General features: G+C 69.3%; 14 protein-coding genes. 6 read left to right on the forward strand and 8 right to left on the reverse strand.

Annotation, left to right across the window (positions count from 1 at the left end; genetic code table 11):
• Positions 1-49: 49 nt before the first annotated feature.
• The 5 genes from P7L68_RS15250 to P7L68_RS15270 all read right to left on the reverse strand — a co-directional run bounded on the left by P7L68_RS15250 (position 50) and on the right by P7L68_RS15270 (position 9,030).
• On the reverse strand, positions 50-1,846 hold the full coding sequence (locus P7L68_RS15250; RefSeq protein ID WP_372006478.1) for an autotransporter domain-containing protein: 1,797 nt from the start codon (positions 1,844-1,846) through the stop codon (positions 50-52).
• A 128-nt stretch (positions 1,847-1,974) separates the two neighbouring features.
• Entirely contained in the window at positions 1,975-4,824 is a 2,850-nt protein-coding gene (locus P7L68_RS15255; protein WP_372006479.1) for an ATP-binding cassette domain-containing protein, read from the reverse strand.
• A gap of 5 nt (positions 4,825-4,829) precedes the next feature.
• Positions 4,830-6,971, reverse strand: a complete 2,142-nt coding sequence (locus P7L68_RS15260; protein WP_372006480.1) for a cysteine peptidase family C39 domain-containing protein — start codon at positions 6,969-6,971, stop codon at positions 4,830-4,832.
• The gene (locus P7L68_RS15265; RefSeq protein WP_372006481.1) at positions 6,972-8,267 is read right to left on the reverse strand and encodes an NHLP bacteriocin system secretion protein; all 1,296 of its coding nucleotides are present in this window, start codon (positions 8,265-8,267) and stop codon (positions 6,972-6,974) included.
• A 43-nt stretch (positions 8,268-8,310) separates the two neighbouring features.
• Complete coding sequence (locus P7L68_RS15270) at positions 8,311-9,030, reverse strand: hypothetical protein (protein WP_372006482.1); 720 nt, start codon at positions 9,028-9,030, stop codon at positions 8,311-8,313.
• 184 nt (positions 9,031-9,214) lie between these two features.
• Here P7L68_RS15270 and P7L68_RS15275 point away from each other — a divergent pair, with 184 nt between their 5' ends.
• Positions 9,215-10,057: an isocitrate lyase/phosphoenolpyruvate mutase family protein gene (locus P7L68_RS15275; protein WP_372006483.1), complete on the forward strand. Its 843-nt coding sequence runs from the start codon at positions 9,215-9,217 to the stop codon at positions 10,055-10,057.
• Here the strand turns inward: P7L68_RS15275 and P7L68_RS15280 are convergent.
• Positions 10,036-10,827 (reverse strand): helix-turn-helix transcriptional regulator, encoded by a 792-nt coding sequence (locus P7L68_RS15280; protein WP_372006484.1) that lies wholly within the window; start codon positions 10,825-10,827, stop codon positions 10,036-10,038. The genes P7L68_RS15275 and P7L68_RS15280 overlap by 22 nt on opposite strands.
• A 120-nt stretch (positions 10,828-10,947) precedes the next feature.
• Between P7L68_RS15280 and P7L68_RS15285 the strand changes: the two genes are divergently transcribed.
• The 4 genes from P7L68_RS15285 (at position 10,948) to P7L68_RS15300 (ending at position 14,488) form a co-directional block, all read left to right on the forward strand.
• Positions 10,948-11,739, forward strand: a complete 792-nt coding sequence (locus tag P7L68_RS15285; RefSeq protein ID WP_372006485.1) for a sulfite exporter TauE/SafE family protein — start codon at positions 10,948-10,950, stop codon at positions 11,737-11,739.
• 106 nt (positions 11,740-11,845) lie between these two features.
• Positions 11,846-13,069 (forward strand): Tm-1-like ATP-binding domain-containing protein, encoded by a 1,224-nt coding sequence (locus P7L68_RS15290; RefSeq protein ID WP_372006486.1) that lies wholly within the window; start codon positions 11,846-11,848, stop codon positions 13,067-13,069.
• 2 nt (positions 13,070-13,071) lie between these two features.
• Entirely contained in the window at positions 13,072-13,902 is an 831-nt protein-coding gene (locus P7L68_RS15295; protein ID WP_062767846.1) for a phosphoenolpyruvate hydrolase family protein, read from the forward strand.
• A 421-nt stretch (positions 13,903-14,323) separates the two neighbouring features.
• Positions 14,324-14,488, forward strand: a complete 165-nt coding sequence (locus tag P7L68_RS15300) for a hypothetical protein (RefSeq protein WP_372006487.1) — start codon at positions 14,324-14,326, stop codon at positions 14,486-14,488.
• A gap of 11 nt (positions 14,489-14,499) precedes the next feature.
• Here the strand turns inward: P7L68_RS15300 and P7L68_RS15305 are convergent, their stop codons facing one another.
• Positions 14,500-15,141: a TetR/AcrR family transcriptional regulator gene (locus P7L68_RS15305; protein ID WP_372006488.1), complete on the reverse strand. Its 642-nt coding sequence runs from the start codon at positions 15,139-15,141 to the stop codon at positions 14,500-14,502.
• A gap of 134 nt (positions 15,142-15,275) precedes the next feature.
• On the opposite strand from P7L68_RS15305, the gene P7L68_RS15310 reads away from it, so the two are divergent.
• Positions 15,276-16,532: a glycosyltransferase gene (locus P7L68_RS15310; protein WP_372006489.1), complete on the forward strand. Its 1,257-nt coding sequence runs from the start codon at positions 15,276-15,278 to the stop codon at positions 16,530-16,532.
• 17 nt (positions 16,533-16,549) lie between these two features.
• On the opposite strand, the gene P7L68_RS15315 is transcribed toward P7L68_RS15310, so the two are convergent.
• The gene (locus P7L68_RS15315) at positions 16,550-18,241 is read right to left on the reverse strand and encodes a TIGR01244 family sulfur transferase (RefSeq protein ID WP_372006490.1); all 1,692 of its coding nucleotides are present in this window, start codon (positions 18,239-18,241) and stop codon (positions 16,550-16,552) included.
• Positions 18,242-18,346: the final 105 nt, after the last annotated feature.

An 18,346-nucleotide genomic window follows, 5' to 3' on the forward strand; every position in this document is an offset into this window, starting at 1 on the left:
AGAGGCGGAGCGTTCCAGAAATCCGCCGATGCCGCAAGAGACCACCTCTTCAGAAGCGCCAGGCGACCCGCGCATGGGCGCTCCGGTCCCGGTCGGTGGTCGCACCCGCCGCGAGACGCAGTGTTGCGTTCGGGCCGAGCCCGATATCGACGCCCGCGCGAAGCTCTCCCGTCCCCTCGGGGCGGGCGAGCGGTCTGGTGATGTCTTTGGCAGAATTGTCGACCAGCCGGCCCCGGATATCCCCGTCGAAGCCGGAGAGCCTGTCTTCCCAGGCGAGGCTCGCCCAGGGGGTAAGCCAGCCGGTGGCGACATAGCGCAGGTGGAGCCCGGCGCCGCCGAGGAGGCCCGAGGTCGAGACCTCGTCGAAGGCCATTTCAAGCCCTGTGCGGCCGTGTTCGGTGAAGGCGCCGATGCGGCTGTCGGACCAGCGCAGCCAGACTGCCGGCTGAAGGGTGAGCGCACCTGCGGTGACGACATAGCCGGCCGAGATTTCGGCGAAGCGGCTGTCGATGTCGGTCTTGTGATCGGCCCGCATCAGCGCCACCGGCATGGTGCGGAACCCCTCCGCCCGCGCGGTCAGCGTGCCGAGGCTTGCGCCCAGGCGAAACCGCCCGAGACGGCGCTCGCCGGAGGCGACCACCGACCAGCCGCCGACATCCGTGGATCCGGGGCTGTCGGCAAGCTTGCCGTCATGGCGGGCGACATCAAGGCGCACGGTCCAGCCAAGACCGTCGGACCAGCCGAGGCCGAGCGCCGCAAGGCCGGCATCGTCCCGGCCCGCACCGCCATCGGCCGAAACGCTGAAGCCCGGGGCGGGGGCTGCGTCGGCCCAGGCGGCAAAGCGCTCGTCACGGGCCCGTGCTGCGATCTGGTCACCGGTGGTGCGGGCAAAGCGCGTCATCGACTGGGGAAGGGCATGGGCCGTACCGGCCAGCTGGCTCAGAAGTGCCCGATAATAGTTGGCCTGCAGGCGCTGTCCCGCCTCGGTCAGATGCAGGCCGTCGAAGAACAGATAGGTGTTCTGAACCGCGCGATCGGTCGAACAGAGGCTGCCCGATGCCTCATCGTAACAAGCCTCGGTGACGTTGGTGAAGCCGAGGGCGGCCGCGTGGGCCAGCACATGGTCGAACAGGCGGCTGACCCTGACCATGACGATGTCGGGCGCCCCCGGCCGGGCGCTCTGGTCGCGAAGGGCGGCCAGCTGATCGGCGCGGTGGCGGTCCAGCACGCCGTGCATGATCAGGTTGAACCGCTCCCGATCCTCGGGCGGGACCAGCCCGGCGAAGGCCGGGGCCAGATAAAAATCGGGCACGTCCTCGACCAGGATGCGGCGGGCTCCCAGATCGGCGAGCCGGTCGAGACCTGCCCCGATATTGCCGGTCACTTCGGCCGAGGTCTCCGTGAGGTCGCGGTTGCCCAGATCGCGGATGAAATCATTGGTGCCGATGGCGACCACGAACAGATCGCCGGGCCGGCCCCGCAGGCCGCGCCCGGCAAAGGCATCGATCTGGGCGCCAAAGCCGGTGCCGGTGACCGGACCTGCAATGTTGTCATCGCCCGAGGTGGCACCTGAAAAGGCGAAGTTCACCTCTCGCGACCCGGCCGCCGCACCGGCCGAGGGCGCGATCCCCGGCACAAGATGCTCGATCCAGACCGGGCCGTTCGATTCGCGGCTGAAGCCGTCGGGGGCGTAATAGGGCGCGCCGGTGCGGTCGAAGCCCGGCAACACATAGAGATTGCCCTGTTCGACCGAGCTGTCGCCGAAGACGAAGCTGCCGGCCAGGGCGGGCCCGGCCAGAAACAGGGACAGAAGGCCGGCTGCGGCCGGCAGGGATGAGGCAGGCATGGCAGGTTCCCGAGTGGTGCCACCCGATGCGGTGGCTGCCCCTCTTCCTGCCCGAACCGCCTGCAAACCGTCGTCCGGGCGGGCAGAACCGGACGTCCTGTCTGTCAGACCAGACGTCGCACGCGGCCTCAGCCGCCCATCAGCGCCGCAAACCGACCCTTGCGCTTCACCAGCTCGTCATGCGTGCCGGCCTCGACGATCCGTCCGCCCTCCAGCACCAGGATCAGCCCGGCCTGGCGGATGGTCGACAGGCGATGGGCGATGACGATGCGGGTGGCGGGCAGGGCCTGGATGGTCTGCATCACCCGTGCCTGAGTGGGGCCGTCGAGGGCGCTGGTGGGTTCGTCCAGCACCAGCACCGGCGGCCGCTGGACCAGGGCGCGGGCCAGGGCCAGGCGCTGGAGCTGCCCGCCCGAGAGCATGCGGGTCGCATCGGGCAGCATGGTGTGCAGCCCCATCGGCATGGTGGCGACATCCTGGTCCAGGGCGGCGGCGGCCAGGGCGGCCCGGACCTGGTGGGGGCTGGCATCGCTGATGCCGCGGACGATGTCGAGGATCGATCCCGGAGGCAGGGCCTCGTCCTGAAGTACGGTGCCGATCTGGCGGCGGACGGCGGTGGGGTGCAGGGTGCGGAGGTCGTGGCCATCGATATAGACGGCCCCGGTTCCGGGCGCCTCCAGGCCCAGCAGCAGGCGCAGCAGGGTGGATTTGCCGCTGCCCGAAGGGCCGACGATCGCGACCATCTGCCCCGGCGCCACCCGGAACGAGATGTCGGAGAGCACCGGCGGGCCGCTTTCATAAGCAAAGCCGACGGCGGCAAAGCTGATCTCGCCCGAAAGCGGGCCCGGATCGGTGAGGCCGGTGGTCGCCGGCGGTGCCCGCTCCAGCAGCGGTCGGGCGAACGCCCAGCCGGGCAGCATCATCCAGGCGCCGAGCAGCGCCCGCAGGAATTGCGACAGCCCGGCCGTCATCAGGCCGAAAGCGGTGGCGATGGCGGCGATGGCGGCGATGGACAGGGCCGGCGCGCCCTCGGCCGTGTCCGCCAGCCCCTGCATCACCGCGAACAGTGCGGCGGTCGCCAGAATCGGGAAGGCCGCCTGCCAGCTTTCGAACAGATTGCCGATGCGTCGGGCCTTGACCGAGCGGTGACGCATGGCGGCGAAACGGTCGGCCCAGCGCAGCACGGCGCGGTCTTCCGCCGCAGCCGTGCGCAGCTTGACCATGGCATTGATCATCTGCAGCAGCTGGGCATCCGCAGTGCCCATCAGCTCTTCGCCGTTGCGATAGGCGCGGGCCTGGGCATGGCCGGTGGCGACGCCGATCAGGAGATGCAGCCCCGCCAGCCCGGCGGCGAGCCCGGCCAGAAGCGGGCTGTGCCAGGCGATGACGGCCAGCGACGAGACCACCATGCCGAGCGTGCCGCCGCTCAGATACAGCATCTGCCGGAAGCCCGAGATGCTGCCGAGCCCGGCGCCCAGCTGGGCCGAGAGGAAGGCGGCCGGGCGCGATCTCAGAAAGGGCAGGGGCAGGGCGATGATCCGTGCCCAGGCGCGATCGAACAGCCCGGCATCGCCGCGCATGGCGACCCGTTCCCGCGCCGTCTCTGCGGCAAGCTGGGCGAGGTAGCCGGCGCCTGCGACCAGCAGCACCAGCAGCCCGATCTGAACCAGGGCCCCGCGCAGGGCCGCCGGCACCAGCAGGCCGAAGACCAGCCCGGTGACGATGGGCAGGATCTGGCCGATCAGGCTGCCGATCAGGGTTGCGGCCAGGAAGACCAGACTGTCGGGCCCCGCCCCGGCCAGGCCGGCGGTCATCATCCCGGCGAGCCCGGCCTTGCGGGCCAGGGGCAGGAAGATCTGGCGGGCGGTGGGCGCGATCCCGGCGGCCTCTGCGGCCGTCACCCTCCGGCGGGCGCCGTGGCGATCGATCATGTCGTAATGCCCGCCCCGCCAGATCAGCCCGACCGGGCGGTCCTGATGACGGGCGAGCAGCAGGCCGGATTCCTGCCGCCACCAGCCGTCGGGCAGGTCCACCTGGCGGAGCAGCAGGCCCGAGGCGCGGGCGATCTCGTCCAGTTGCGGCAGCCGGTCCATCTGCGCGCGGCGGGCCGCGGCCGGGCGGTGGATCGGCACGCCCAGCTCACGTCCCAGCAGGCGCAGCACGTCGAGCAGGCCGTCGCCGCCATCGGCTTCGGCAAGCAGCGGCACCCGGTTGCCGAGCAGGCCTGCAAACCGTGCCAGGGTCTGGCGGTGATCCTGGGCTGTGGCATGATCGCGGGCGCGGATCCGGTTCAGTTCGTCGGCTTCGGCCAGCCCGCGCAGGATCGGCAGCACTTCCGTCGCCGCGGCCCCCCAGGCGGCCAGCGCCTCCGGCCAGTCGGGCCGGGCCAGTCCTTCGGCGAAAGGCAGCAGGTCGATCTGCGCGGCATCGTCCAGCGTCAGCCAGCTGCCCTCGGGCAGCGGCACAAGCCCCGAGACCGGCTCCATGCCGCAGAACCGGGCGCCGGCCCCCACCGGCAGCTGCACCCAGGTGATCCCGACGGTGGCGCCGATCACCGATCCGGCGCCGAGCCGGATGGCGGCGGCCCGCTGGCCGTGGGCTGCCAGATCCGGCTGGGGCCTGGGGTCGATCAGCCGTCCCAATCCGCCGCCGATGGTGCCCAGCCAGCCGGCGATGCCGGCGGCGATCTCGGGCAGGCCGGCGCTGTTGCGCCAGAGCACATCCGGGAGCTGCCAGATCAGGGTAACCGCATCACCGGCCGCGATCAGATGCTCGGTGCCGAGCAGCGCCGGCGCGGCGCCGAACAGAAGGCCGCCGTTCTCGATCCGGCCGATGGCCATGCGGGCGGTGGGCCGTTCCGCGGAGATGGCGAAGAGATCGACCGGCCCGCCCGTCACCAGATAGCAGCTGCCTGGCTGATCCAGCGCCAGGGGGCGTTCGGTCATCAGGCGCGGCTGCGGCGTGGCGGGCTGATCCATCGGGCTCACCCTTCGCGCATCAGCTGCACGAAGGGGCCCGGGCGGGAGAGCAGGGCCTCGGGCGAGCCCTCCTGCACGATGCTGCCCTTGTCCATCACGATCACGCGGTCGCAATCACGAACGGCGCTGAAGCGGTGGGCGACGATGATCATGGTGGCACCCAGCCGGCGCAGCCCCGCATGCAACCCGGCCTCGGTTTCGGTGTCGAGGAAGGCGGTCGCTTCGTCGAGGATCAGGATGCGTGGCTCGCGGACCAGGGCGCGGGCGATTTCGAGCCGGGCGCGCTGACCGCCGGAGAGATTGGTGCCGCCCTCGGTCACATGGCCGCCATAGCCGCCGGGGCGGCGGAGGATGACATCGTGGATCAGCGCCATGCGGGCGGCTTCGACGATCCGTTCATCGGGCAGGGATGGATCCCAGAGGGCGATATTGTCGCGGATGCTGCCTTCAAGGATCACGGCGCGCTGATCGACATAGGCCAGCGACTGGCGCAGCCGTGCCCGCGGGATCGCGGTCATCGGCGTGCCGTCGATCAGGATGTCGCCTGCAGCCGGCGGGTGGATGCCGGCGATCAGCGCCGCAAGGGTCGACTTGCCGGATCCGGAGGCGCCGACGATGCCCAGACGCTCGCCCGGGCTGAGCGAGAGGTTCAGATCCCGGATCAGCGGCACTGCGGCCGGGCCGTAGCCGGCGCTCACCCCCCGAAGGTCGATGGCGCCGATCAGGCGGCCGGGCGCCGGATCGGCGGTCCCGGTGAATTCGGCCGCCGTCGGATGGCGGAGCGTGTCGTCCAGCACCTGGATACAGGCCTGACCGTCCTGGATCCTGGCGCCGAGCTGGACCAGCTGTGCCATCGGTGCCAGGAAGCCCGCCATCAGCGCCTGAAAGGCGATCAGCATGCCCAGGGTCAGCTCGCCACGGATGACCATATCGGCCCCGATCACCAGCACCAGCCCGCCCAGGGCGAGGCCGGTGAGGCCGGGCAGGGCGGTCAGCCGCATGCGTCGGCGGGCCAGCCCCTGGCGGAGGTTCAGCACCCGCGCATACATGGCCGACAGCCGTTCTCGGAACAGATCTTCCAGCCCCGCCGCCTTGTAGGCTTCGATCATGCCCAGCCCCTGTTTCGCGAAACCGGCCTGCATGGTGGTGGCGATCACCATCCGCCGGTTGTCGTCGGCAAGCGCCCGCGAGGATCGGGTGAGCAAAGCGAGATTGACGGCCGCCCCGGCCGCGACCAGCAGGCCGAGCCAGGGGGCGTAGAACATCATGGCGGCCAGATAGGCGGTCGCCGTCAGCAGGTTCAGAAGCACCGCACCGACATCGCCGGCGATCAGCTGCGCCAGGCGGTCGTTGAGCATCACCCGGCTGGCCACCTCGCCCGGATGGCGCTGCGCGAAATAGAGCAGCGGCAGGCGCACGACATGGCCGACGAAACCGGCGGCGCCACGGAGTGCCAGCCGGGTTTCGAGGCGGAGCAGCGCCTCGCGCTGCAGGAAAGTGAGGGCGGCCGTCAGCACCGCCGCCAGCCCCATGCCCAGAATCAGCGGCCAGAGCCAGGTTGCGAACCGGTTGACCAGGATCTGGTCGATGAAGATCTGGGCGAAGACCGGCACCAGCAGCCCCGGCACGACCAGGGCAAACGAGATCATCAGGATGAAGCCGAAGGCATCACCGGCCCCGCGCAGTCGCCGGGTGAGGCCGCGGGCGAGCGACGGGCGGCTGCCGCGGCGCTGGAAGCCGGAACCCGGCCGCATGAACAGCACGATGCCCGTGAACATGCGATCGAATTCGGCGGCGCTCACCTCCCGCGGGCCGGTCGCGGGATCGTTCAGCCGGACCCGGTCACCGCGAAAACCTTCAACCACCAGGAAATGGTTCATGCCCCAATGGATGATGGCTGGCAGATCCCGGCCGCGGAGGTCTGCCGGCTCCAGCCGTTCGGCCTGCGCTTCCAGCCCCATCGCGCGGGCGGCGCGCAGGATCGCGAGGGCGGAACTGCCGTCGCGGGAGACGTTGCAGGCCTGGCGCAGCTCTTCCAGCGTTGCCCAGCAGCCGTGATATCCCAGAATGATGCCGAGCGCCGCCGCCCCGCATTCGGCGGCTTCCATCTGCAACAGGGTGGGGGTGCGCTGACGCCGGCCGGGCATTCAGCGGCCACCGGTCTCGCGCGGCGCGTCCGGGCCGGCATATTGCAGGGCGGGGATGGCGAGGGCGAGCAGGGGGCCGGAGCGGATGGTGAAACGCAGCTCCGCCAGCGTGCCGGGCTCGATCCGCGGCGGGGTGGCGCGCGGAGAGGACCAGAGCGGATGACCGGGCCGCGCCGGGTCAGGATCGAGGGCGACCGTCACCTCGAAGGGCGCACCCATGCCCTCCTGGAACGTCTGCACCAGCCGGTCGTTCTGCAGGGTCTTGAGCATGCCGGCACTGCTGGCCGGCACGTCGCTCACATGCACGACATGGCCGCGCAGGAACCCGTGCTCTTCGCGCCGCGTGGTGGTGGGCGAGATTTCGACCGGCATGCCCGGGCGGATCTTCTTGCCGTCGGCGGCGGTGACATAGGCGGTGACATGGGGCAGCACGCCTCTGCCGTCGCCCGGCTCTGCCCGCCGCTCCAGGGTGACCATCGCGGTGCCGGGCTGGACCATCTGGCCGATATTGACCTTGGCCTCCACCACCCGCCCGGCGAAGGGGGAACGTATGGTGCTGTTGCGCGCCAGCTGCCGGTCCAGGGCCGCCAGCTCCCGCTCGGCTTCGGCCAGACGGCGTTCGGCTTCCAGCCGCGCCTTTTCGCGTTCGGTCGCCTGAAGGGCCGCCTCCGCCTGCATGGCGACGCGCTCGTCGCGGGCATCGGCGATGCTGCTTTCGACCGCCAGCACCTCCTGATCCACCTGCAACAGCCGGTCGCGGGTGACATTGCCGGTGCTGAGCAGGCGGCGAAGATTGGCCTGCTGGTCGCGAAGTGCGGCGCCCCGCAGCTCCAGAGCCTGGACACGCTCGGCCAGAGAGGCCTCCCGGGCCGTGCGCAGGCGGGCGCGATTGGCGTCGTCGGCCGCCTGGAAACGGACAAGCTCGTCGCGGAATCTGAGCGCATCGGCGCGTTCGGCGCGGGCGATATCGCGTTTCAGCTCCAGATCCGGTTGCGCAATACGGGCGACCACCGCGCCTTCGGCCACCTCCGTGCCCGGGGCGGCATCAAGGGCAAGCACCTGCCCTGCCGCATCGGCCACCACATCGATCATGCCGCCGGGTGCGAGCAGGATGCCTTGCCCGCTCACCGAGATCGGCACCCGGAAGAGCGCGCTCCAGACCAGGGCCCCCAGGATCAGAGCAACCAAAAACAGCCCGCCCGCCCAGAGGCGCGGGCGCATGACGCCAAGCGCGTCACGGTACTGGTTCGACGTCGCGGACGACTCGAGCGCAGCCGGACGGAAAAGCGTGCTCACCGGTTATGGTCCCGCAGCCGGACGATCGGTCGGTCGGCCGGCGTCAACGCATATTGCCGATGATGTTGTTGGCGGTGTTCTGCATCCGGTCGATGAACTGCTGCATCAGCGCCATGGCCTCTGCACGTTTCTCGTTCATCGCCTGCAGGGCGGCCATCTCCATGGTCTGAACGGCAGTCACGTCGCCGATGCGGTCCTGCAGCAGGCCGGTGATGGCATCCATGTCCGAGGCATCGATGCTGCCGTCGTCGATCCGTTCCTGATCCAGGCCGAGATCGGCGGCAAGGGCGCCGAGCGTGGTTTCCTGGCCCAGGTGGTGAACCAGAGTATCGGTCGACAGGGGGCCCTGCCGGTCGAGCGTTTCATCGAGACCGCTCAGCTCCTGCAGGGTGCCGTTCATCTGCGTGAGCTGGGTGTTACGTTGCTCGATCGCATCCATCTGCTGCTGGACACTGCTGTCCAGCTGATCCTGTCTCTGCTGCTGCACCAGGGCGAGGATCTGGTCGAGATCCATATTGGTGGCATCCATGAAGCCGATGCCCGGGGTACCCGACGAACCGCCGGTGACTTGCGCCAGATCCTCGTCCGTGACGATCGTCGATGGCTTGATATCGTTCACCATTCCCGCCTCCTGGTCAGCACCCGATGTCGTGTGCGCACTATGCGGGAGAAGAGATGTATGGGTCAACCACTGGCGGAACCCGTGGTCAACCGCGCGTGACTCTTGAAGATGACTGGAGGCGCCGTCCGACATCTTCTTCATCTTCATCCGCGGTGGAGAATTTGAGAGCAAATAGTGCTCCATTCTGCACTGGTCTGCGGAAATCTTCCCCGGCGACTACCGCCGGGGAAGATCGGCAGCCTCCGTTGGGGCGAGCATTCGTTCTTGATATGTTCGATCAGGCGTGTGACGATCATCCGGTCCGACATGACGGTTGAGGCCCCCGATGACCTTCCCCGAAACCGATCCCGGCCGCATCTTTCGCAGGCTTCACGAGGCGCCCGGCGCCTTCATCCTGCCCAACCCCTGGGATGCGGGGACGGCACGGATCCTGGCGGGGATGGGGTTTCCCGCACTCGCCACCACCAGCGCCGGCATGGCCTTTTCGGCGGGCCAGCCCGAGGGTGTGGCCGGACGCGAGCAGGTGCTGGCGCATTGCCGGTCGATCGTAACGGCGACACCGCTGCCGGTTTCGGCGGATCTGGAGAAGGGTTTCGGCGACGATCCGGCACATGCGGCCGAAACCGTCCGGGCTGCCGCAGAGGCCGGGCTTGCCGGCTGTTCGCTGGAAGATCACACCGGCGACCGGTCGCGGCCGATCTACGATCATGGCCTTGCGGTGGAGCGTATCGCCGCCGCGGCAGAGGCCGCCCGCGGGCTGGATCGCGATTTCGTGCTGACGGCGCGGGCCGAGAATTTCATGTGGGGCCGCCCGGATCTCGACGACACCATCCGTCGCCTTCAGGCTTTCGAAGCCGCCGGTGCCGACGTGCTCTACGCCCCGGGCCTGCCGGATCTGGATGCGGTGCGCATGGTCTGCACTGCCGTCACACGGCCGGTCAATGTCGTGATCGGCGTCGCCGGCATGGCGGCCACGGCCGATGACCTGGCTGCGGCGGGCGTGAAGCGGATCAGCCTGGGCTCGACCCTCGCCCGGCTCGCCTTCGGTGCCTTCGTCGAGGCGGCGCGGGAGATGCGTCGTGCCGGCAGTTTCAGCTTCGCCGGCCGGGCGATGCCGTTTGCGGAACTGGAAGGATTTTTCGGTGATCAGCAGCCCGGCCCCGGCTGACCAGGGGCATCCGGACCAAGGGCCGAGGGTGGCCGGCCCAGCATGCGCCGGACCATGGTCGAGAAGGCCGGCGGGCTTTCATAACCCAGATCGAGCGCCACGCCGGTGACCGGCTGGCCGGCGGCGAGCCTGGACAGTGCCGTCATCAGGCAGGCCTGCCGGCGCCAGACGCCGAAGGACAGACCTGTCTGGCTGCGGAAGAAGCGGGTGAAGCTGCGGGGGCTCATGGCCAGCCGACACGCCCAATCTTCGGGGCGGATGCGAATGTCGGGGGCCTGCATGAATTCCCGACAGAGGGCGCCGAGGCGTGGATCGGGCGGCAGAGGCGCGAAGACCGGCAGCACCGGAGCTGCGGCCAGTTCGTGCAGGATCAGCCCGATCAGCGCACCGTCCCGCCCGTCCTGGTCGTAGAGCGCCGGCAGATCTGCGGCGGCCAGCAGCAGCTGGTGGAGCAGCGCCCCGACCGTCAGCACCTCGCAGCCTGTGGCCGGGCGCGGCGCTGCCGCCGGTTCGATATAGAGACTGCGGGTGGCGACGCCGACCATCCGTACCGCATGACGGGCCCCGGCCGGGATCCAGACCCCCGCATGGGGCGGAACCACCCAGGCGCCGTCGGCGGTTTCGACCTCCATCAGCCCGGTCATGCCATAGAGAAACTGCGCACGTCGATGGGTATGCGGCGGTAGCCGCTGCCCATGGGGATAATCCGTGCCGATCGCCAGCACGGGGCGAGGGGTGGCGTCGACCGTGTCGAGGGCGATGTTGCGCAAGGGGCGGGGTTTCCGGAAATCTGGCCTGAACGCGAAGATAATCGGCCAATCTTCGAAAGCCGGCAAGAGCCGGCGGGGCCAGGATGGCCGGGACGCTGTCTTATCCGGATCCCCATCCCCATGCCTCTCCCGATCGATCTCCATCTTCTGCTTCTGGCCTTCGGCGTGCTGGCCGGGCTCACCACCGTGCTGTTCGGCTTCGGCGGCGGTTTCGTCGCCGTACCCTTGCTCTATACGATGTTCACGACCGTCGGCACCGCGCCTGCGCAGGCCATGCATGTGGCGGTCGCAACCTCGACGGCCGTGATGATCGTCGGCGCCGGCCTCGCCAGCCTGCGTCATGCCCGTGCCGGTAGTCTGGACATGGGACAGCTGCGGCCGCTGATCCTGCCGGTCAGCCTGGGGGCCGTGATCGGCGCCCAGGCTGCGATGTCGTTCGGGGGCGAGGGCCTCAGGGCGGCCTTCATCGCCTATCTGGGCCTCACCATTCTCGACTGTCTGTTCCGGCCCGGTTTCATGACCGGCACGGCGAGACCGGCCCGGCCGATGCGACGGCGGGCCGCGGCCCTTATCGGGCTGGGCATCGGCGCGATCGCGGCCTTCCTGGGCGTCGGCGGCAGCGTGATGACCGTGCCGCTGCTGCGTCGGCGCGGCGCCGACATGACCGCGGCCACCGCGATGGCAAGCCCGCTTTCCCTGCCGATGGCGGTGGCGGGGACGATCGGCTATGTGGGGCTGGCCGAGGGATCCACGGGACAGGTCGATGCCGGCGCCTTCCTCGCCCTCGCCATCGGATCGATGATCGGCGTCAGGCTGAGCGCGCCGCTGATCGGCCGCCTGCCCGACAGACTGCATGCCAGGGCATATCTTTTGCTGCTCACCCTCGTGCTGGTGGTGATGGTTCTGCGGTGACCGAGGGCTCGCTTTTTCCGCGGGCGATGGTGTGGAATTTCTCTTGGGGTGACGGGCTCCGATGCAATAGGGTTCGGTCAAAAGCCGAACCGGGAGGAACGACCCCATGACCGATACGACCGATGCCCCCTTCGTCGTCGTCACCGGCACCTGCGATACCAAGAGCGACGAGCTGGTTTATCTGCGGGATCTCGTCCGCGCGGCCGGCGTGGCCGTGAAACTGGTCGATGTGGCCCCCCGCGGCAGCTCCGGGGCTGCCGACGTCGCCACGCGGGACGTGCTGGCCGCGCTGCCGGGGGCGGCGGAAGAACTGGCCGCAACGAGGGATCGCGGCCAGGCGGTCGCCATTGTCGCGCGGGCCTTCGCGGCCTGGGTGGATGCGCAGGCGCCCCGCATCCTGGGCATGATCGGGGCGGGCGGTTCGGGCAATACCGCGCTGATCACCCCGGGGATGGGGCGGCTTCCGGTCGGCACGCCCAAGATCATGATCTCGACCGTCGCCTCGGGCGATGTGGCGCCCTATGTGGGGCCGAACGACATCGCCATGCTCTATTCGGTGGTCGATCTGGCCGGGCTGAATTCGATCTCGCGCAGGGTTCTGGGCAATGCCGCCAATATGATGGCCGGCGCCGTCACCCGGCTGCTGCCCGACGTCGCGGAACCGGAGAAGCCCGCGCTCGGCCTGACCATGTTCGGCGTCACCACCCCCTGCATCGAACAGGTGGTGGCGCGGCTGGAGGCCGATTACGAATGCTTCGTTTTCCACGCCACCGGCACCGGCGGCCGGACGATGGAGAAACTGGCCGATAGCGGCCGCCTTGCCGGCATGATCGACGTGACCACCACCGAAGTCGCCGATCTGCTGATGGGCGGGGTGATGAGCGCCGGCGAGGACCGGCTGGGTGCTGCGATCCGCACGCGGCTGCCCTATGTCGGTTCGTGCGGTGCGCTCGACATGGTGAATTTCGGCGGGCTGGAGACCGTGCCCGCGCGCTATCGCGACCGGCAGCTTCATGTCCACAATGCTCAGGTCACGCTGATGCGGACCACGCCCGAGGAGAACGACCGGATGGGCCGCTGGATCGGCGAGCGGCTGAACCGCATGGAGGGCGAGGTCCGCTTCCTGCTGCCGCTGGGCGGCGTGTCGGTGATCGATGTGCCCGGCGCGCCCTTCCATGACCCCGAGGCCGATGCCGCCCTGTTTGCCGCACTGCGCGAGACGGTCCGCCAGACCGATCGCCGGCGGCTGATCGACCTGCCCCATGCCGTCAACGACGACGCTTTTGCCGAGGCGGTGGTGGCGGCTTTCCTCGACATTGCCGGGAGATGATGATGACCCGTTTCGATCGTGGCCAGCTGATGGACCGTTTCCGCCGGATGGTGGCCGACCGGATCCCGATCATCGGCGGCGGGGCCGGGACCGGCCTGTCGGCCAAATGCGAAGAAGCCGGCGGGATCGACCTGATCGTGATCTACAATTCCGGCCGCTATCGCATGGCCGGGCGCGGCTCGCTGTCGGGCCTGCTCGCCTATGGCAATGCCAACGAGATCGTGATGGAGATGGCGCGCGAGGTCCTGCCGGTGGTGAAGCACACTCCGGTCCTGGCCGGCGTCAACGGTACCGACCCGTTCTGCATCTTCGATCACTATCTGGACCAGCTGAAGGCGCTGGGTTTCGCCGGCGTGCAGAACTTCCCGACCGTGGGGCTGATCGACGGCGTGTTCCGCCAGAACCTGGAAGAGACCGGCATGGGCTATGCCCATGAGGTGGAGATGATCCGGCTCGCGGCCGCGAAAGACATGCTGACCACGCCCTATGTCTTCGGCGAGGCGGATGCGGTCGCCATGGCCGAGGCCGGCGCCGACATCATCGTCTGCCATCTGGGGCTGACCACCGGCGGCAGCATCGGGGCCGATACCGCCGTGAAGCTGGAAGACTGCCCGGCGATGGTCGACCGCTGGGCGGCGGCTGCGCAATCGGTCAATCCCGATGTCATCGTGCTGGTCCATGGCGGGCCGGTTTCGATGCCCGAGGATGCCGGTTATGTGCTGAAGACCGCGCGCCACTGCCACGGCTTCTATGGGGCGAGTTCCATGGAGCGCCTGCCGACCGAGGTGGCGTTGACCGAGCAGACCCGGGCGTTTAAATCGATCTCGTTCTGAGCGGGGTGCAGGATGCGGGCGACCTATGATCCGCTGTTCACGCTGAAGCCCGTGGCGGAGGATGTGTGGGTCGTCGACGGGCCTGTGATCCGCTATGGCATGCCCTGGCCGAAAATTCCGTTTCCGACGCGGACCACCATCATCCGCCTGCCGGAGGGGCGTCTGTTCGTGCACTCGCCCACCGAGCTGACGCCGGGGCTTCGGGACGCGATCGACCGGATCGGCCGGCCGGCCTGGATCATCGGCCCCAACCGCATCCATTACTGGTGGATACCAGACTGGACGGCCGCCTGGCCCGAGGCCGCGGTGTATCCTGCGCCCCGAATCCCCGAACAGGCGGGCGACCGGATCCGCGGCCCCTTTCGGCCACTGGACGGGGCGGGGCCCTCTCCCTGGGAGGGGGGGCTGGACACCATGCCGGTTGGATATGCGGCTGACTTTTCGCCACAACCGCGCCGAGCTCAGATCGGCGGTCGAGACCATGATCGGCCAGGCACCCGAGCGGGTGATCCTGGCCCATGGCCGCTGGTTCGAAACCGACGGGACGGCGCGGCTCGGACAGTCCTTTTCATGGCTGCTGTCCTGACGCCGCGGGTTTCAGCCACCCCTTGGAAGGGGGCGGGCACCATCCATGAACAACCGCACCACGACCGCGAATTCGTCGCGGAGTGACAGGCCGGGTTCGGCCAGCCAGCGCATGATGGCGCCGAAATAGAGATGGTGCAGCGCATTGGCCAGGTGATCGGCGGACAGGCTGCCGGTCAGTTCGCCTGCCGTCTGCCCCGCTTCGATCAGCTCGCGCCAGACATGGGTGATATCGCTTTCCGCACAGGGCGGGCGGGCGATGCCGTCCCGGACGAACAGGGTGAAGCGGTGGCGGAGATAGGCCGCCATATAGCCCGGATGGGCCTCGCACCAGACGGCAGAGGTGTCGAGCACCCAGGAGAGGCGTGCCGTTACGCCCTCGCGCCCGGCCAGACCCGCCCGCATGACGGCTCGCTCACGCGCGAATTCTTCATCCATCCAATGCGCCAGCACCGCTTCCTTGGTGGGGAAGTGGTTGTACAGCGTGCGCTTGGCGACGTCGGCTTCGGCTGCGATCTGTTCCATGGTGACGGCGTCATAGCCGGCGGCCGCGAACAGGCGCTGCGCGGTCAGGGCCAGATGATCGAGCATCTGCCGGCGCTTGCGCTCCCGCCGGCCGATCGTCTCGTCCGCAATCGTGCCGGCCGTGCTCATCTCCGGGTCCGGTGCATGTCCGGCTCCTGCTCAGGTCGGATCTTTACAAAAGTATACGACGTGCATTTATATACGGCGGTGAAGGCGGGGCGTCACCCGGATTCGCCACGGCCCCCCCGCAAAGGCATCCCCCGATGAAGTTCACCATCGTCACCTACGGCACCGAGGGCGACACCCGCCCGCTGGCCGTGCTGGCGCGTGGTCTGATGGATGCCGGCCATCGCGTGCGGCTGCTTGCCGATGCCTCGACGCTGGGCAGTGCCTATGCGTTGGGGGTGCCGGCAACGGGGCTTTCGGGCGATATCCGTCAGGATCTGCAACCGGGCGAGGTGCTTTCAGCGCTGGTCGGGGATCCGGAAGGGGTCGACGGCACGGCACGCGCGGCGGCCAGAGTGGTCAATCCGCTGGTCGAAGGCTGGATGCGGCAGGTGCTTGCGGCGGCCGAGGGCAGCGATGCCATCCTGCCCTCGGCGCTTGCCGCCTTCGTCGGTCTGTCGGTGGCGGAATGTCTGAAAGTGCCGGCGATCGGCCTCGGCACCATCCCGCTGTCGCCGACCTCGGCCTTTCCGTCGCCCTTCATCAGGCCCGGCCGCGTGTTCCGGCCGTTCAACCGCCTGAGCCACAAGCTGGTCAATGAGCGGTTCTGGCGTGGCTTCGCCGAGAGCACCAATGCCGCGCGTCGCAGGGTCTGCGGGTTGCCGCCCCGGATCCGCAGCTGGCGCGATCATCCGATGCTCTATGGCATCTCTCCCGGTCTTGTCCCACGGCCAGGCGACTGGCCCGACACGGCGCGGATCTGCGGGCAATGGGTCCGGCCGGCCGGAAGCTGGACGCCTCCGCCGGCCTTGGACGCCTTTCTGTCGGCGGGGCCGCCGCCGGTCTATATCGGCTTCGGCAGCATGGCCGGCATCAATCCGCGGCTGCTGACCCGCGAAGTGTCGCGCCTGGCCCGGCGATACCGCATCGTGTTCAGCCCGGGCTGGAGCGGTGTCGATCCCGCCGGGCTGCCCGAGAGCGTTTTCGTGATCGGCGAGGCGCCGCATGACCGGCTGTTTCCGCGGATGTCGGTGGTGGTCCATCACGGCGGGGCCGGGACCAGCCATTCGGCGGTGCGGGCTGGCGTGCCCTCGGTGGTCGTGCCCTTCGCGGTGGACAATGCTTTCTGGGCCGACCGTCTGCGCCGGGCCGGTGTGGCGCCGGCACCGGTCGATGTGGCGCAGCTGGATGCCGATCGGCTGGACGCAGCCATCGCCGCGGCCGGCCGGCCGGAGATGCGTGAACGGGCAAAGGCGCTGGCCGCGGCCATGGCGGCGGAGGATGGTGTGGCCGCGGCCGTGGCGGCGATCGAAGCCCTGACGGGGGCGGGACGACACCTGCCGTATCGGCACTGAACCTCTGGCCGGTCCGCCTACCCGGCCGAGGCGGGGGCGGCAGATTTGGGCTTCGCCAGCCATTCGCGGCCGCGCAGCATCGCCTTCCAGTACATCCAGGGCAGCATCCGTTCTTTCAGCAGCCAGGCGAGGCGGCTGGGCCGGCGGCCGTCGATCAGCCAGTCGGGGAAGCTCGGCAGCAATTTGCCGCCATAGCCGAATTCGGCGAGCACGATCCGGCCGCGTTCCACCGTCAGCGGGCAGGATCCGTAGCCGTCATAAACCGCATCGGCCCCCGAAATCAGCCCAAGATCGCGCAGCAGATTATGCGCGACCACCGGGGCCTGCTTGCGGGCGGCGGCCGCCGTCTTGGCATTGGGGGCATTGCAGGCATCGCCGAGGCCGTAGACGCCGGCATGGTGTCTGTGCCGCAGGCTGGCCGGATCGACATCCACCCAGCCATCGGCATCGGCAAGCGGGGAGACCTTCACGAAATCCGGGGCGCATTGTGGCGGCACCACATGGATCATGTCGAAGCCGCGTTCCACCGTGCTGGCCTGCCCCGACGGATCGGTGCGGGTGAACCAGGCGGTGCGGGCGGGGCCGTCGATCCGGATCAGCTTTTCCTGGAACTGCAGGTGAATGCCGTAGCGCTCGACATAGGACATCAGCGCGGGCACGTAATCCTTCACGCCGAACAGGACGGCGCCGGCGGTGCAGAACCGTATGTCGATATTGGCCAGCACGCCCTGCCGGCGCCAGTGATCGGCCGAAAGATACATCGCCTTCTGCGGTGCGCCGGCGCATTTGATCGGCATCGGCGGCTGGGTGAAGACGGCATGGCCGCCCTTCAGCTCCTGGACCAGCTGCCAGGTGTAAGGGGCCAGGTCATAGCGGTAATTCGAGGTGACGCCGTTGCGGCCCAGCGTCTCGGCCAGGCCCGGAATGGCCGTCCAGTCGAGCTTGAGCCCCGGGGCGACGACCAGCGCCCGCCAGGTGACCACCCGGCAGCCGTCGAGGATGACGGCCTTTGCGTCGGGTTCGAAGGCGGCGACCGCCGCCTTGATCCAGGTGACGCCCGGGGGGATCAGCGAGGCCATGGTTCGGGCCGTGGTGCGGGCATCGAACACCCCGCCGCCGACCATGGTCCATCCGGGCTGGTAATAGTGGATGTCGGCCGGGTCGATGATCGCGATGTCGAGATCGGGCTTGCGGGCCTTCAGGCTGGAAGCGACGGCGATGCCTGCGGCACCGGCGCCCACGATCACCACATCGTGGTGAAGCCCGGCCCCCTCTACGGGGGTGCGGCCGCCATTGGCGATCCGGCGGGCAACGCCGGTCATGTCATAGCCGGCCGATTTCGCGGCGGCGATGATCTCGGGCAGCGGCCGGCCGCGCGCCGCCTCGGCCAGCGACCAGAGCGTGGCCGAACGCGTGCCTGACCGGCAATAGGCGAGCAGGGGCCGCGGCAGGCGGTCGACCAACCCGGCGAAGGCGCCCGCCTGATCGTCGGTGACCTTGCCCGAGGCGACCGGCAGATAGGCGGCTTCCATCCCGGCGGCCTGTGCCGCCTGACGGATCTCCTCGAATCCCGGCTGATCGGGGCCTTCGCCGTCGGGGCGGTTGCAGATGACGGCGCGGAAGCCGGCAGCGGCCAGATCGGCCATGTCTTCCGGATGGATCTGGGGTGCGACCGAGATGGTCGGCGACAGGGCATGTGTGCGGGGCATGGGGTGCCACTCCCGTCGGCGGGTCGGTCCCGGGTGGTCGCGGGCATGCATGCGTCCTCGCACGCGGCCGGCGATCGTCACGATCGACCCGTGATATGTAACCTG

This window comes from Tistrella mobilis, assembly GCF_041468085.1.
GTDB lineage: Bacteria > Pseudomonadota > Alphaproteobacteria > Tistrellales > Tistrellaceae > Tistrella > Tistrella mobilis_A.